A 16,077-nucleotide genomic window follows, 5' to 3' on the forward strand; every position below is an offset into this window, starting at 1 on the left:
TTATTCTATATTGTATTTCTTCATCTTATTATAAAGTGTCTGCCGGGTAATACCAAGTTTCCCGGCAACGACACTTATATTATTTCCATATCGTCTGATTGTATCGGCTATGAGTTTATTTTCCATCTCATCGAGGGTCATCTCCCTGTGAAGGATACTCTTTGAAGATGCACTGAATGAAAAATCTGATGGTTTCAGAATAAGAGAATCGCTCATTATAACAGCTTTCTCAACAGTGTGCTGAAGCTCTCTGACATTTCCCGGCCACTCATAGTTAGCCAGTTTCTCCATTGTATGAGTAGCCATTTTCATACCAGTCTTTCCATATCTCTCACTATGAACCCTGAGAAAATAGTTTGCAAGAATTGGAATATCATCAACCCTGTCGCGCAGGGGCGGGACCTCAATCAAAATAGTATTTATCCTGTAAAGAAGATCCTCGCGGAACCTGCCTTCCTGTACCATTTGCATCAGGTCGCAGTTGGTTGCGCAGATTAACCTGATATCGACGGGTATCTGTTTATTCGAACCAACTCTCACAACATATCTGTTTTGAAGTACGCTAAGGAGTTTTGATTGAGACTGAAGTGAAAGGTTTCCTATTTCGTCAAGAAACAGAGTTCCCCGGTGTGCCTGCTCAAAACGGCCTTTCCGGTCGTCCCTGGCATCAGTAAATGCTCCTTTTACATGCCCGAACAATTCACTTTCGAAAAGCGACTCAGTAATAGAACCCATGTCGACACTTACCATCAGCTCTCCTGCCCTTTTCGACAGGTTATGAATCTCACGTGCAACCAGTTCCTTTCCTGTCCCATTCTCACCTGTTATCAGCACATTGACATCAGTTCCGGCAACTTTTTTTACAATATTCATTACGTTAATCATGGTCGGAGAAGCACCGAGTACTATCTTCTCTCCTCCCATATTGATCTCTTTTTTAAGTTGCTGATTGTCCTTTTTCAGCGATGATGCTTCAAGTCGTGAGAGCCTCAGCTGCCATGCAACATTTACTGTAGCCAGAAGCTTTTTGTCCTCCCATGGCTTAAGAATAAAATCAACTGCTCCCTCCTTTATTGCTTTTACTGCAAGTTCAATGTCGCCTGATGCTGTAACAATTATCACACTGATGTCGGGATCAAAACCGAATATTTCCCTCATCCAGAAAAGTCCTTCATTTCCGTTGTGTATCCCCGACTTAAAATTCATGTCAAGCATTACAACATCCACATCATGTTTTCCAAGTATTTCGATTATTCTGTTTGGATTGTTCAGGGTAAGGACATTCTCAAACTCATTCTTCATTATAACTGAAAGGGAATTCAGAATATCCTTATTATCATCAACAATGAGAAGTGTTCCTTTAATCATAATCCAGGTTTTCTGAAAAGACGATGCAATTTACAAAATGTGTCAAATAAATAGACATTTATTTCAGAATTATAACATTAGTTTGATTAAAACCAAAAAAAGTAACCACGGAGTCACACGGAGGGAACACGGAGTTAAATACATAATCATTAATGCATTACGCATAAAAAATGCCTAACCGCGTTACTCCGTGATTACTCCGTGCAACTCCGTGGTAAAAAAAATCCTGATAAGTATGCAACATTTTATTTGGCAAATCGTCTTTAATACAGAAACAGAAAATAAGAAACGCCATGACAGTAAAATTAAATGCCAACGAAGTAGTCCTGAAAGCAGGAGATACTAACCAGGTGGTTGGCAGTAATAAAGTAGAAGGAAAGCTGATAGTAACGAATCAGAGAATTTACTTCAAGACATTGAATGAAGAGACCGAGAAATTCAATCTTGAAATACTGTTCGACAATATTAAGGAGGTAATCTATTTCAGCACTGGTCTGTTATTTGGTACCAAAGGGCTTAATGTTGTTACAAGAGACGGCAAAACACACAGTTTCCCGCTTAAGAAGAGAGACGAAATCGGACAATTGATCAACAGCATGTACTAGAGCACATACAATCACTATATACCACCCGATAATTATACTCAGGATATCTGCCCGGCCGGCAGATATTCTTTTTATTCATATCTGAGCGAAACAACGGGATTCTTCATGGCAGCCCTGATAATTTTAAATATTACAGTAATACTTGTTGCCACAAACATTACTGACACAGCAGCCAGGATCATTCCCATGCTTATGTCAACAAAATAATCCCATATACTGTCCATGAGCATAATTGACAAATAATATCCGCCAACAGATCCAGCAATGGAGGCAATTACCAGGACAATAATGAACTTTCTGCTTACAAGATACATTATAACAGGAACCGGAGCTCCCTGAATTTTCCTGATTCCCATCTCCTTTGTACGTTTAATAATATCAAGGGAAACAAGGTTATACATACCTATTAGAGACAGAAGAGTAGCTACAACAGCCAGGAAGATATTCACTTTCATTATACTTCCGTTTATATCTTTCTCCTCCTGCATCAGGTCTTCCTGCAATCTCCCTCCAAATACAGAATTTGTCTTTAGGTTTTTCCACTTCAAACTAATATCTTCAAGTACTGCAGCCAGATCTTCGGGATTCGCCCTTACAGCAATAAGACCAAATCGTTCTGATGTAATTATTCTCAGCATTGCCGGTTCCACCGCCTGCCATACGCCATTGATATAAAAGTCTTCAACTACTCCAATAACAGTAAGTTTGATTGTATCGTACAGAGTAATTGTGTGTCCGACAGGATCTCTCCAATCAAAATCATTTACAAGTTTTTGGTTTACAATGATTGAACCATTATTTATGTCTGCTGCTTCTCTCAGTTCATCAAAAAATCGTCCGTCAACAAGCCTTAGTCCCATCGTCTGGGCATAACTGTGTCCGATATCCATAACATCCACTTCCAGCCGCTTATCAGCATCCTTAACAGGTCGCCGGTAACTGCCATATCCAATATGATGTGATGTTCCTTCAGCAGAAATTACTTTTGGATTTGAGATAATCTCGTTTCTGAAAGAACTGAAATATTCCTGGGGAACTGGTACTATGATTGTTTTATCGCGATCGTATCCGAGGTCAAGTGTTTTCTGAAATCCGGCATTCTTTGCAAATACAATTCCGAGTACAATTGCCATTACTGAAATTGAAAACTGAAGAGCAAGAAGAACCGACGACAATTTTCCTGATCCCCTGAATGGTGATGCTCCTTTGAGAACATAGACCGGACTGAATGAACTGACATAAATTGCAGGGTAGACGCCTGCTACAAATCCGGTTACCAAAAGAAGCAGCAGGAGAAAAACATAGAAAAATGTGTATTTGGTCAGGGTCATCTCTATTGACATGTATGCCCAGAGACTGCTATATGCAGGAACAAGAAACTCTGCTACGAGTAAACCAACGAACAGAGCCAGTATACATATAATGAAAGTCTCGAGCATAAACTGTGTTACAAGCTGCCTCCTCTGACCACCAAAGGTTTTTCTCAGACCAATCTCCTTAAGTCTCTTGCTGAAAGTTGATATCGAAGTGTTTGCAAAATTAAAACACGCTATCAGAAGAATAAAGAGTGCCATTATCGGCGGTGCAACAAGAGCAGCAGGATGAAGTGAAGGAAAGAGACCTGATGACCAGATATTCCTTGAGCTTTCACCTACATCATCAAGAGGAACAAGAGAATACCTGTTTACTTTGAAATCCTCCCTGGCTTTATTCTGTACTGGAAGATACTGTTTCAGAGCCTGGTTGATGGATGGCAGCAGAGATTTGTCGTTAACCTGGATAAAGAAACAGGCCATCCAGAATTTCCAGTCATTGTCTTTTACATCCCACATTGATAGAAAATTATCGAAATGTGTAAGAATATCTATTCGGAAACTTGAATTTTCAGGCAGATCGGCAAAAACTGCTCCAACAGTAAAGGTATGTTCCCTGTTTTTACCATCAACAACAGAAATTGATTTACCTATAGGAAACTCACTACCAAAAAGAATGGCCGCCATTTTGCTGCTAACCAGGACATTTCCCTGATTTTCAATTGATTTCTTGTCTCCAAGAACAACTGGAAAGGTAAAAATATCAAGAAATTCAGGATCTACGTATGAGATCTGAGAGGGAAAAATGTCGAGACCTTCTTTAACCGGAGAACCAGATCTGGCCAATCGTGCAGATCTGGTAATTCCCGGAATGTCTTTTTTAGCTTCAAGCCCCAGTGTTGCCGGAATAATTCCATACTCCTGCTCTCTTCCCTGCATATCCCTGAAGCAGGTTACCCTGTAAATGCTATCGAAATTTTCATGAGTTCGGTCAAACTCATAATTGAACATATGATTAAAGAATGCCACAATGCAAACTGCAAGTGCAATTCCGAGACCTATTATATTTATTAATGTGAATACTCTGTTCTTAACCAGATTTCTGAAAGTAACGAGCAGATAGCTTTTTAACATACGGTTATTCTATTCATATTTAAGTGATTGGGCGGGATTAACCCTTGCAGCACGCAGTATCCTGTAACTTATTGTCATAATAGCAATACCAAGTGCAATAGTTAATCCTGCAACAAATGTAAATAATCCAAGATTTATTCTGTAATAAAAGTTCTCGAGCCATTTACCTGCCCAGTAATAAACAACAGGCCATGCAATTAATGAGGATATTGTAACAAGTATAATAACTTCTCTTGAGATCACCGCATAAATACCAGCAACTGAAGATCCCATAGCCTTTCTGACTCCAATTTCCTTAGTGCGCTGTTCAACTGTGAAGGAGGTAAGGCCAAAAAGACCAAGAGCAGCAATAAAAATGGCCAGCCCGGAGAATATTACCGCCATCTGGGCATTCTGTTTCTCCTGGATATACATCTGCTCAAAATCCTCATCAACAAAGTAATACTGTAATGGATTATTCGGAATAAACTCCTTCCATTTATTTTCAATAGCACTAATTGTACTTGAATAATTCTGAGCTGTAAGCCTTACAGTGATATATCCCCATAACATGCCATCATTCTGGAATCGCATAATGTATGGTCCGATAGGGTTTCTGAGTGATTCAAAATTGAAGTTTTTGACAACACCAATAACCTGTATATAAGTCATCTTTCCTGAATCACCTGGTGTTACAAACCTGGTATTTTCCAGATTGGTGATTGCAAAATCTTTTTGGGCACTCTCATTAATCAGACAAGCCTGCTTATCAGTCGAAAAGGATTCATTGAATGATCTCCCTGAAGCGAGCGTCATGCCATATGTTTCAAGATAATTATAATCAACCCAGCTTGTCATCAGAAGAAAAGTCTCATCTTTCCTGCCTTCTATTGTGTAGCCGTTATTATTATTGTTTCTGCCCGGAACAGCTGTTGAACTTGAAATATTTACCACACCGGGGATCTCCTTAACCGCGTCCTTAAAAGCCTTCACCTTGGTTCCAAGTGCCTGGGCCCTGTTTATCACAATAAGCTGCTCTTTATTGAATCCAACATCTTTATTTAACATATAGCTGATCTGCCGGTACATAATCATTGTTCCGATAATAAGCAGAATCGAAACTGCAAACTGAAAAACAACCAGAACCCTTCTGAGTCTCCCGTTACGCACACTGTTTTTAACACTGCCCTTCAGGACCTCATATGGATTAAATGATGAGAGAAACATTGAAGGATAACTACCTGCCAGCAGGCCGACAAACAATGAAAACAGCAGGAGGGCAGGTATTGTATACCAGTTTGATATAAGCTTCAGACTGAGATTTGCTCCAAGCAGATTATTAAAATAAGGGAGTGTAACCTTTATTATTAAGACAGCAAAAATCAATGCTAAAAATGAGAGAATAAAGGATTCTGATAGAAATTGAACTATAAGCATTCCTCTGGTTGAACCACCGACTTTTTTGATTCCTACTTCCTTGGCCCTTCTTGAAGACTGTGCGGTTGATAGGTTCATGAAATTTATTGCAGCAATCAGGACAATGAGTATAGCAATTCCACCGAATATTTTAAGATACTTGGGATCGGTAGCAGCTTTGAACTCCTGCTGAATTGTTGTATCTAGGTGTATATCAGTAAGATTCTGAAGATAAAACCTGTATTTATTCCCCTGTGCTGAAAAGTCTTCAAGAGAAATTCCCATGTACTGCTGCACTTCCGGACCAACATATTTCTTCATTAGTTCAGGAAATTTAGCATCAACAGTTTGATATGATGAGTTTGGCTTCAGGAGCAGATATGTACTGAAGCTGTTACTAAGCCAAATGGGATCTTTTGACCTCGGATTGGTCATAAAAGATGATATAATATTTGCTTCAAAGTGCGAGTTTTCAGGAACATCTGCCATTACACCTGAGACAATATAACGGGTACTGTCAGTACCTATTTTTATTGGTTTATCAATTGGATTCTCGTCACCGAAAATTCTTTTGGCTGTTGTCTCAGAAAGCACTATCCGGTGAGGAGCGTTCAGAAGGTTTTTCAAATCCCCTTTTATAACAGGAATTGAAAAGAAGTTAAAGAATGAAGAATCAGCTTCTATAATGTGTTCTTCAGTAAATGTCTGACTATTATACTCTATCACGGTAGGACCTCTTCCTGTCATTCTGAGAAAATCTTCAACTTCAGGGAATTCCTTCACAAGAGTAGGTCCCATAACCGCCGGAGAGAATGCTACAGTTACCTCCTGTCCCCCTATTTTCCCGTTAAGTACAGTCCTATAGATCCTGTCCTTCTTCTCGTTATACTTATCATATCCTGCTTCATTAATAACATAAAGAGCTATCAATAAACTACAGGCTATTCCTATTGAAAGGCCTAATACATTGATTATTATGTATGCACGCTGACGTTTAAACGAACGTACGCTATGTATCAGGAGATTTGTGAACATTATTAATAAGAATTTAAAAGTTAATATAGGTTTTAATAGAGATCAAACTGATATATTGCAGTTCCTGATCTGAGTTAATAGACGTATAAAAAATCAAATAGTTGCAGGAAATATTATTCAATTTTAAGAGCTTCAGCCGGATTTATTCCTGTAGCCTTATATGCCTGAAAACTAACGGTTAACATTGCAATTACAATAGCACCACCCGCGATTCCGGCAAAAACTAGGTAGCTGACATCAATTCTGTAGGCAAACTCTTTAAGCATATTATTTACAAGTATCCAGCCTACCGGAATTGCTATTACTATTGATATCAGAACAAGGAATAGAAACTCTTTTGAAAGAGAATACATTACTGTAAGGGAACCAGCTCCCATGACTTTTCTGATGCCAACTTCATTAGTTCTTCTCTCGGCAGAATATGATGAAAGTCCATAAAGTCCAAGGCAGGCAATAATAATAGCGAGAATTGTAAAATATTTGAGTAAAGTGGTAAGGCGGATCTGAGCCCGGAAAAGGCTGTCATAATCCTGGTCGACAAAACTGTAATCGAGCGGGTATTCAGGAATAACCTCACTCCATACCTTTTCAACAGTTTTAAGCGATTCCAAAGTATTTCCGCCGGGAATCCTGATCAGTATAACACTCAGATACCTTGGTTCAGTCAGAGCAAATGCTATAGGTTCGATAGGCTGATCGGCAGATTTAAAATGGAAATTCTTTAAAACACCCACTATTCTTCCTCTTATACCCATGAAACGGAAACTTTTTCCAACCGGATCTGTTAGTCCGGTTGCTTTTATTGCCTCCTCATTTAAAAGAAAATTACCAACAGTGTCCTTTGCCATATCGCCAACAAATTCCCTGGAAAAATCACGGCCGGAAGCCAGCTCCATCTTCAATGTTTTAAGATAATCATAATCGACTGCATTTGTGCCTATTAAGACTGTCTTATCAGGGTCTTTGCCTTCCCACCATGCTCCGCCTGAATTGCTGCCAATCCTTACGGGATTGCTTCTGGCGGCCGTAACTCCCTCAATCACAGTCTCTTTAAGTAACTCATTCTTAAGAGAATAGTATTTAGGTTTCATTGCTTCGGCCATTTGGATACAAATAAGATTATCCTTATCGAAACCAAGGTCTTTCTCCTGCATAAAGCGTAATTGCTTGTACATAAAAATGGCCACAATAGCAATGAGAATTGACATCGTAAACTGAATTACTACAAGTACTTTTCTAAGCCTGCCGTTACCTTTTCCGGAAACGTTTTCACCTTTAAGAACAGCTACCGGATTGAATGAAGAAAGGTAAAAAGCAGGATATATACCTGAAATAAAACCAGCAAGAATACCAACAACAAGAAAGTTGAGAATAAACTTCAGTTGGAAAAGGTTTGCGAGTGTAAAACTCTTACCCGAAATTGTATTGAACAGGCCCAGTGATACTCCAACAAGTAAAAGAGCAAAAATCAGAGCTACCGCAATCAGTAACAGAGATTCAAGCATGAACTGTACTATCATTGACATCTGATCAGCGCCTGCTACTTTCTTGATTCCTATCTCTTTACCCCGCGTAGTTGCTTTTGCGGTTGACAGGTTTATAAAATTAAAACAGGCTATTAACAGAACAAAAATGGCTATAAGTGTAAATATATATACTGTGATTATCGGACCTTTTGATTCATCAAATCCAAACTGTGCATGAAGATGAATATCCGGAAACGGGAACAACACATATTTGGTAGTTGTCTGTGGAGTATATTCCAAAACAATATTTGTAAGTTTCTTATTAACAGAGTCTATTACTGATCCATTAGCAAGTTGTACATACGTAAATATGGAATTATTTCCCCAGGAGTCGCTTATGCCCCCTATCTGTCTCAAAAATGAATATGGCAAAACACCTTCAAAATTAAATATAGAGTTCCTGGGAAGATCCTTCATCACTCCGGTGACCATGAACTGAAATTTATTTTCAAAATTCAGCGTCTTACCAACAGGATCTATATCACCAAAGTATTTATTTGCCAGTTTCTCTGATAGAACTATTGAATTTGGTGAGCTTAGAGCAGTTGCAGGATCTCCATTAATAAACGGCATCGTAAACATCTGAAAAAGACCCGAATCTGCAGCTATTATTGCTGATTCAAAGAACACCTTGTCTTCCTGTCTGAATAAGATCCTTGGCAGGCGGTTTATTCGGGTTTGTTCAATGATTTCAGGGATCTTCTCTTTCCAGACTGGTCCGCTCGGATGTGGAGTGACAGTAACATGGTAACGTTTTCCGCTATAAAACTGGTCCTCTTCCACCCGATATATACTATCAGCTTTCTCATTAAACCTGTCATAACTAAATTCATCCTGAACCCAAAGTAGAATAAGCAGTGAAGCAGCCATTCCAACTGCAAGTCCTGTAACATTTATTAAGGTGAATCCTTTTTGCCGTGAGATATTCCTGAAGGAGATCCGGAAGAAATTTTTAAACATGGTTTAATAAATTAGGTGCAGCATAAAGACGACTTAAGTCGTATTATGCTGCACCTGATTTATTTTGATTTATGTCAATTTACAGACAGTAAGCCTATATCAATTAGTTATTTTTACTTCTGCCCTGCTCCCATTTTCAAGCACGATGACCTTATATTGTTTGCTATCGACAGAGATCTCCAATCTTATCTTTCTCCCTGATCTTACTACATTCAGGTCAACCGATTTGCCATTAAAAGCCCTGATATTCTTAAGCGACATTTCATTCCAGGTTTCCGGTAGCTGAGGTGTTACAGAGAATGAACTTAAACCTGTTGGTCTGAATCCGAATACACCTTCGGTAATAACCCTGCAGTATAAAGCACTTTCAGCTGAGAGATGGCGCTGGTTACCTTCAGGCCATGCCTCAACAGCATACGGGACATGTTCACCAAGCAAACGATGATTGGAATAATCGGTGAGGTATTTAAGTCCTTTCCCTGTTGCTCCGGCTGCAAATACGCCTCTCAAACCATAAAGAGTTGAACGGTCCCAGAATGTTGTTGATCCGGCCTGAGTCAGTAATCCCTGATCGGTCCAGAGTTTTGGTGAGAAAAGTGCATCCATAGTACCCTGAGCCCTGTCGAAGATCCCTACTGTGAGAGGAATACAGATCCATGAACGGAGAACATCGTTACCATCGTAATATCTGTAAGTATCAAACCCATCCACCTTAGCTCCAAAATATTTCTCAATATTAGCTCTCAGATCTCGGGCCATGCTTTTATACTGAGCAATGAGTTTTGGCGGTTTGCCAAGGTCTCTTCCCAGGTAAGCTGCTGATATCAAGGCATCATAAAGTAATGATGAGGTGCAGAGGTTGGCTTTTCCTGCCGGGAATCGTCCCTCAAGCTCATCGCTGTCGGAAGCGACAACGCCATCGGCATTTATTTTTCTCCGGCTGTATTCGATACACCACTCAATTAAAGGCCAGAGTTCTTCAGCTGCATTTCTGTCTCCCAGAGCCAGAGCAAAACGTGAGGCCCCGTAAGCAATCATTGCCTGATCACCTCTGTCGCCGGCTCCGTTCCAGAATCCTGTACCCTCAGCAATTATAGAACTTGGGATTGGCTTATATTCAGGATTCATATACCTTGAGAACCAGCTCCATGAAACCATTCCGGCCTCAATCGCAGTTGAATAACCTGTGTATGCGAAAAAAGGATTCGCGTATTCAGCCTGATCATTAGCCCAGATTGCAGCATAGTAAGCGCCTCCTCCCGGCCCGTGAACCAATCCCCCTTTTGTCTCATAGATACTCTCCATTGCCCTGATTTTCGCAAAATCAAACATGCGGTTAAGAACAGGATCAGGCGATGTGAAAGTCAGGTTTTGAAACATCTCATTTACAAAAGCTACACGACTGGAGAGTTCTTTTTCAATATCAGGAACCAATGGTTTATCAGAGAGCTTCCGACCGGAGAATATCACTGCGAATGTAAGCTTTTCATCAGGCTTTAATGTATATAATCCTGAACCTAAGGTCTTTGCTGTTATTTCATAAACATCATAAACGCTTTTCTCCCTGTGTGTGCGACTGTTTTTCTCAAAATCCTCTATATCAATTGCAGCATCTCTGGTTGATTTATTTTCCAGAGTTACTATCTCAACAGCGAAAGGCTTATCGGTTGAAGGAAAAAACTCACGTGTTATATTAATGTTATTGTTTATTATCCCGTTTGTTGTAAGAATGCCACGCAGTCTGAATCCGGTAATTATCTCATTTGCAGGCCTGTTATTAATTTTTATTATAGGTTCTGCCTCCTGACCGAAAGTGTATGAAAGACTGGCATGGGTATCATTTGGAATAGTCCGCAGCATCGGAAATACAAGCTGTTTGGTGCCAAGGAGTTTTCCTTTTTCGTCGACACCATAAGTAGTTATTACGGAGATGAAACGCCCGCTCATTTCGATATTATCAGAGTGAGCTTCCCCCTTTGTTACTTTCCAGATGATTGATCCGTCATCTTCAAGACTCCAGCGATTTTGTCCCTGAAGATTAAAAACAAAGAAGGCAGAAATGAGAATTAAAACCAGATTTCTTTTCATTTTAATGTTAAAAGAATAATTGGCATTTTCCTTTGTGTACCTTTGTGAAATACTTTGAGCCCTTTGTGGTAAAAAAGAATCAATTAACCACAAAGGACACAAAGGTGAACACAAAGGAACACTAAGGAATTTTCACCTGAATAATTGAGGAGCGAATTCTGAAAGGTATATTCTCCAGTTTGCCCAGGTATGTCCTCCTGTGCTTTCGCGATAGACATATTTCAGTCCAACCTTATCAAGAGCGGCTCTCAGGTTAATTACACTGTTATAAACAAAGTCATCTTTACCGCAACCAATCCAGTAAAGTTTAAAACCGCTCTCTTTCAACTTCAGAAGCTTTGCATTTCTCTCCTCTTCAAGTTTTGCGGCATCCTGGTTTTGCTGCCCCATATTCATTATGCCCATACTGTAAACACCTATATAATCGAACATACCCGGATTATTATTCGTGATGGTCTGGGTATGTCCTCCTCCCATTGATAACCCGGCAATAGCACGGTTCTCCTTACCAGTAAGAGTACGATAGTTTTTCTCAATGAATGGGACAACATCCTTTACAAGATGTTCTTCAAATTTACCAGCCAGCCGCTGATATGAAGAGACAGTCTGGTCGCCTTGCATCTGCACAGGAGGTACTTCATTCTGAGCACCTGCCTGATTTGCGTTTCCATTAGTCATTACCACGATCATTGGTTTAGCTTTTCCCTGTGCAATAAGGTTATCCATAATCTGTGCTGCTCTTCCCATGTTTGACCATGCGTCCTCATCACCACCGGCACCATGTAAAAGATAAAATACAGGATACCTGGCTGTTCCTCCTTCATATCCGGCAGGAGTATAAACATAGACTCTTCTGTCGAATCCTAGAACTGCTGATTTATACCAGACTTTGTTTATAGTACCATGAGGAACTCCATTCTTCTGGAAATAAAGGTCTGATTCAGCACCTGGTATAATGAAGTAGCTCTGATGATTAACACCATCGCGTCTTACCTGAACGTTGTTAGGATCGATTGTCCTTACACCGTCAACTGTGAAAGTGTAACCATATAATTCAGGTTTCAATGGTCCGACTGTAAGGGTAAAGAGCCCGGTATCATTCCTGACAAGATTTTCTGCAGCATTAAAGCCTGTCTGCCACTCACCTGCAACAGTAACTTTGGATGCATCCTTAGAATAAACCCTGAAGGTTACTTTTCCATCGGGCAACAGTTCAGGCGATATTATTCTTGCCGGCATTCTGAATGCAGGTCTTGCAGCTGGTGCATTTGCAGCCGGTCTGGCCGGTTCCTGTGCAAAAGCTGTAATTGTTAAAAAGTAAAACATGCAAATTGTAACATTTGTTACAAATATTGCTTTTAAGTTTTTTCTCATGATTAAAACTCCTTCAATCTATTGATTATTTTTAAATTATACATCTTTAAACTTTAGTTACCTGTCATAAAGCCGGAAATGCCTTACGGGCTTCCCTGTCGGGATCATTTTTTAGTTCGCTGACATCGTCAAGAACCATAGTTTCTCCGTTTGCTGTGCTATATGCTGACCATGATGGCAGTCCGCCACCATTCGGATCGCCGGTTTTCATAAACTGAAGGAGAGAACCTGCCATTTTTTCGGATAACTTTCTTGGGCGTGCACCTCCGCCTGTATGAGTAAGCATGAGGTCGGTGTTATAAAACCAGAAACAGATATCGATGCAATGGAAGGCACGCATCCGGTTATCAAACAAAGGAGGCTGCCAGCAGAACCAGGCAATATAGACAGGTGTCGACTGTTTTGATTTGGCGTCGGCCAGAGCTATAAGGCTCTGTCTGTTACTGCTTACCATCGACCAGATCTCGATTGGTCTCTTATCAGGAAATGTTTTTACATAAGAATCGACTATTTCTCCGGCTTTGTCACCAAATCCTGCCCCAAATCCGGCTCTGAGTTTAATTTTCTCTTTCACTTCATCAATAGTGATATTCTCGAGGGCGGCGTCGGTGCGGCTGGGTGACTGTTCATTAAGCGTAGAACAGACTATCATAGGAACACTTTCTGCTGTTGGGGAAGCATCGGGATAAAACGGATGCTGTGGGATATAAACGCCATCAACAATGGGGTTAAATCCTCTGCGAATACCAGGTGCTGCAGGTCCGGAATCTTCAGCAAGTTTTGTTGCAGCCCTGTTTGCAATACCTATATAATCTAGCCAAGGAATTTCCTGAAGCTTATCAATCTGTTTTTCAGATAATCCGGCTTCCTTCAAAACATAAGCGCCCAGTTTTTCTGAATAATCTTTTTCACCCGATTTGATACCTGCACCGCTAAGAACGACTGCTTTATGAAAAAGTCCTTTTGCCGAAGGCATGGCAGTGAGAGTGGTTACTTTAGATCCACCTCCTGATTGCCCTATAATTGTCACATTGCCCGGATCACCTCCGAAATTGGAGATATTATCTCTCACCCACTCAAGTGCAGCTACAAGATCAAGCATCCCTACATTTCCGGATGCTGCAAACTTATCACCCCCGACACCAGCCAGATTTGTGAATCCCAGAGCACCAAGACGGTGATTTACAGAACAATACACAACGTCTCCGAACCTGCTGAAATTTTCTCCGTTATAACCATCCTGTTCGATTCCGTTACCATTAACAAATCCGCCTCCATGGAGCCATACCAGTACGGGTCGTTTCTTCCCGTCGTTTATAGCAGGTGTGAAAACATTTAACCTGAGGCAATCTTCGCTCACATCGTCATAATTCCAATGGTCGACAAAAGAGGAATAGGCATTTGCATATCTTTTTTCTATTATCTGAGGAGCAGAGTTACCCCACCATACTGCCGGAAAGACTTCAGTCCATGGCTTCGGTTTCTGTGGTGGCATGAAGCGGTTAGCTCCTGATGTATCAGCCCCATAAGGTATTCCAAGGAAGTAATTGATCCCTCTCAGAATATAACCTTTTACCTTACCATATTGTGTATCAGCAACTGCAATATCGTCGCCGATAAACAGAACCTGTCCGTCATCTTCATCTTTTTTTGCAACGGGAGAAGCGCACGAAGCAGCCGTTAAAGCAGCTGCCCCCAGTGTGAAACCGGTTGCTCCGGCCCCTACGGTCCTGATGAAATTTCGTCTGTTGGATTTCATTTTATCTGAATTTAAATATTAATGAATGATTAATTACCAGGAATCAGTTCTGAATGAAGATGCAGGAATCCCTTCAATATTGAAAAGATCACCCACGATAAAATCTTTGAAAGCATATCTGACAGCAACAGGCTCAGCCACAGACGGATGGTAAAGTGTTATTCCTCCAAGAGCGAATGAAGCAATTGCCGGATAGAATCGTTTATTTGATCCGGCAATTTCGAAACATGATAACTCCTTGCCGAATGAAGTGATTCCATTAGGCGCATTATTGAAAGTAAGTTTAACCATTGATCCGTTAACTGTCATCTCTTTGAGGACAGGTCCGGCACCGGTGAATCCTTTCTTACCATAAGTATTTGTCAGTGCGAGATATGCAAGCCGGTCACCTCCTGCTTTCTTATTAGCAGGATGGATGCAATCTTTCTCACCAATATCCATTATTGTTGCCATTCCAATATTCGGGATAGCAGTTGAAGCTTTCAGCTGAGCCTCTCTGAGATAAGCTGAACTCAGACCTGTTGGGCCATAATCAAATGGAGCTATCTGAACATAGTAGAATGAAAAATCACCAACTCCCCAAACCGAACGCCAGTTTTCAATTAATCCGGGCATAAGTTTAACATAGTCTGAAGCTTCATTCCTGTTTGACTCGCCCTGATACCATATTGCACCCTTAATTCCATATCCGACCATTGGATTTATCATTGCATTGAACAAGACAGTGGGTGTCTGCTGTGATAATGGTCCCTGCTGATTCTTATCAGGCATTTTTACAAACTCAAATTTCTTAATTCCATCCTCACTAATCCAGGGTTCAATGCGGGTCCCGCCCCAACTTGAATTAACCAATCCGACAGGTACTTTCAGAGCTCTGTTGAGCATCAACCCGAAATAGTAACCCGTGGCACTGAATTCACTTACATTCTCCGGCTCACAGATCATCCATGTGCCTTCGAAATCTGACTGAGTCTGAAGACTGGAGGCCTTTTTTACAGTGAACATCCTTATTTCAGGATTTGAGGATGTTGCGATAGCCTCGTTCGATCCAAGAATCGGCTGGTTCCCATAACCTTTCATAGGCATCTCCATATTGGATTGTCCGGAGCATATCCAGACTTCACCAATCAGGACATTTTTCAGCTTAATCGTATTCCCTTCGCTAACTGTAACCTCATAAGGACCACCTGCTGAAGGTGTTACAACTTTAAGTTTCCATTTTCCGTCGCCAGATGCTCTTGCAGTGTAGCTTTTCCCATTCCATGAGGTATTAACTTTCACAGTCGAATTATTAGTTGCTGTTCCCCATATTGCAACTTCCGACTTCTGCTGCAATACCATGTTATCGCCAAAAATCGCGGGCAGTTTTACTTCGGCTGAAACAGTTCCGGAATTGATAAATAAGATTAACAGAATTGCAGAAAACAAAAAGAACACTCTTTTCATATTATATTAAATTAATTGATAAATGAATAAAATAATTACCACGGAGACACGGAGGCACAGAGGTTCACGGAGTT

Annotated in this window: 9 protein-coding genes; 1 reads left to right on the plus strand and 8 read right to left on the minus strand. The window is 40.5% G+C overall.

The annotated features are described in order from the left end of the window. The gene (locus tag IPJ16_03675; GenBank protein MBK7626285.1) at positions 1 to 1,368 is read right to left on the minus strand and encodes a sigma-54-dependent Fis family transcriptional regulator; all 1,368 of its coding nucleotides are present in this window, start codon (positions 1,366 to 1,368) and stop codon (positions 1 to 3) included. Positions 1,369 to 1,661: 293 nt separating this feature from the next. On the opposite strand from IPJ16_03675, the gene IPJ16_03680 reads away from it, so the two are divergent. Then, positions 1,662 to 1,973 (plus strand): hypothetical protein, encoded by a 312-nt coding sequence (locus tag IPJ16_03680; protein MBK7626286.1) that lies wholly within the window; start codon positions 1,662 to 1,664, stop codon positions 1,971 to 1,973. Positions 1,974 to 2,044: 71 nt separating this feature from the next. Here the strand turns inward: IPJ16_03680 and IPJ16_03685 are convergent, their stop codons facing one another. The 7 genes from IPJ16_03685 to IPJ16_03715 form a co-directional block, all read right to left on the minus strand. Next, on the minus strand, positions 2,045 to 4,420 hold the full coding sequence (locus tag IPJ16_03685; protein MBK7626287.1) for an ABC transporter permease: 2,376 nt from the start codon (positions 4,418 to 4,420) through the stop codon (positions 2,045 to 2,047). Between the two features lie 9 nt (positions 4,421 to 4,429). Continuing rightward, positions 4,430 to 6,850, minus strand: a complete 2,421-nt coding sequence (locus tag IPJ16_03690) for an ABC transporter permease (protein ID MBK7626288.1) — start codon at positions 6,848 to 6,850, stop codon at positions 4,430 to 4,432. Positions 6,851 to 6,963: 113 nt separating this feature from the next. After that, positions 6,964 to 9,336, minus strand: coding sequence for an ABC transporter permease (locus tag IPJ16_03695; protein MBK7626289.1), 2,373 nt, complete (start codon positions 9,334 to 9,336; stop codon positions 6,964 to 6,966). Between the two features lie 99 nt (positions 9,337 to 9,435). Then, the gene (locus tag IPJ16_03700; protein ID MBK7626290.1) at positions 9,436 to 11,424 is read right to left on the minus strand and encodes a hypothetical protein; all 1,989 of its coding nucleotides are present in this window, start codon (positions 11,422 to 11,424) and stop codon (positions 9,436 to 9,438) included. Between the two features lie 132 nt (positions 11,425 to 11,556). Then, positions 11,557 to 12,663: an esterase gene (locus IPJ16_03705; GenBank protein ID MBK7626291.1), complete on the minus strand. Its 1,107-nt coding sequence runs from the start codon at positions 12,661 to 12,663 to the stop codon at positions 11,557 to 11,559. 199 nt (positions 12,664 to 12,862) lie between these two features. Continuing rightward, positions 12,863 to 14,557, minus strand: a complete 1,695-nt coding sequence (locus tag IPJ16_03710) for a carboxylesterase/lipase family protein (GenBank protein MBK7626292.1) — start codon at positions 14,555 to 14,557, stop codon at positions 12,863 to 12,865. A 33-nt stretch (positions 14,558 to 14,590) separates the two neighbouring features. Beyond that, entirely contained in the window at positions 14,591 to 16,003 is a 1,413-nt protein-coding gene (locus IPJ16_03715) for a sialate O-acetylesterase (GenBank protein ID MBK7626293.1), read from the minus strand. Between the last annotated feature and the right edge of the window lie 74 nt (positions 16,004 to 16,077).

The organism is Bacteroidales bacterium (assembly GCA_016709865.1).
Lineage (GTDB): Bacteria > Bacteroidota > Bacteroidia > Bacteroidales > VadinHA17 > LD21.

Coding starts and splice junctions, on each gene's coding strand:
- IPJ16_03700 (MBK7626290.1), bottom strand. CDS start 11,424: ATGAAAAGAAATCTGGTTTTAATTCTCATTTCTGCCTTCTTTGTTTTT.
- IPJ16_03690 (MBK7626288.1), bottom strand. CDS start 6,850: ATGTTCACAAATCTCCTGATACATAGCGTACGTTCGTTTAAACGTCAG.
- IPJ16_03705 (MBK7626291.1), bottom strand. CDS start 12,663: ATGCCGGCAAGAATAATATCGCCTGAACTGTTGCCCGATGGAAAAGTA.
- IPJ16_03675 (MBK7626285.1), bottom strand. CDS start 1,368: ATGATTAAAGGAACACTTCTCATTGTTGATGATAATAAGGATATTCTG.
- IPJ16_03680 (MBK7626286.1), top strand. CDS start 1,662: ATGACAGTAAAATTAAATGCCAACGAAGTAGTCCTGAAAGCAGGAGAT.
- IPJ16_03715 (MBK7626293.1), bottom strand. CDS start 16,003: ATGAAAAGAGTGTTCTTTTTGTTTTCTGCAATTCTGTTAATCTTATTT.
- IPJ16_03710 (MBK7626292.1), bottom strand. CDS start 14,557: ATGAAATCCAACAGACGAAATTTCATCAGGACCGTAGGGGCCGGAGCA.
- IPJ16_03685 (MBK7626287.1), bottom strand. CDS start 4,420: ATGTTAAAAAGCTATCTGCTCGTTACTTTCAGAAATCTGGTTAAGAAC.
- IPJ16_03695 (MBK7626289.1), bottom strand. CDS start 9,336: ATGTTTAAAAATTTCTTCCGGATCTCCTTCAGGAATATCTCACGGCAA.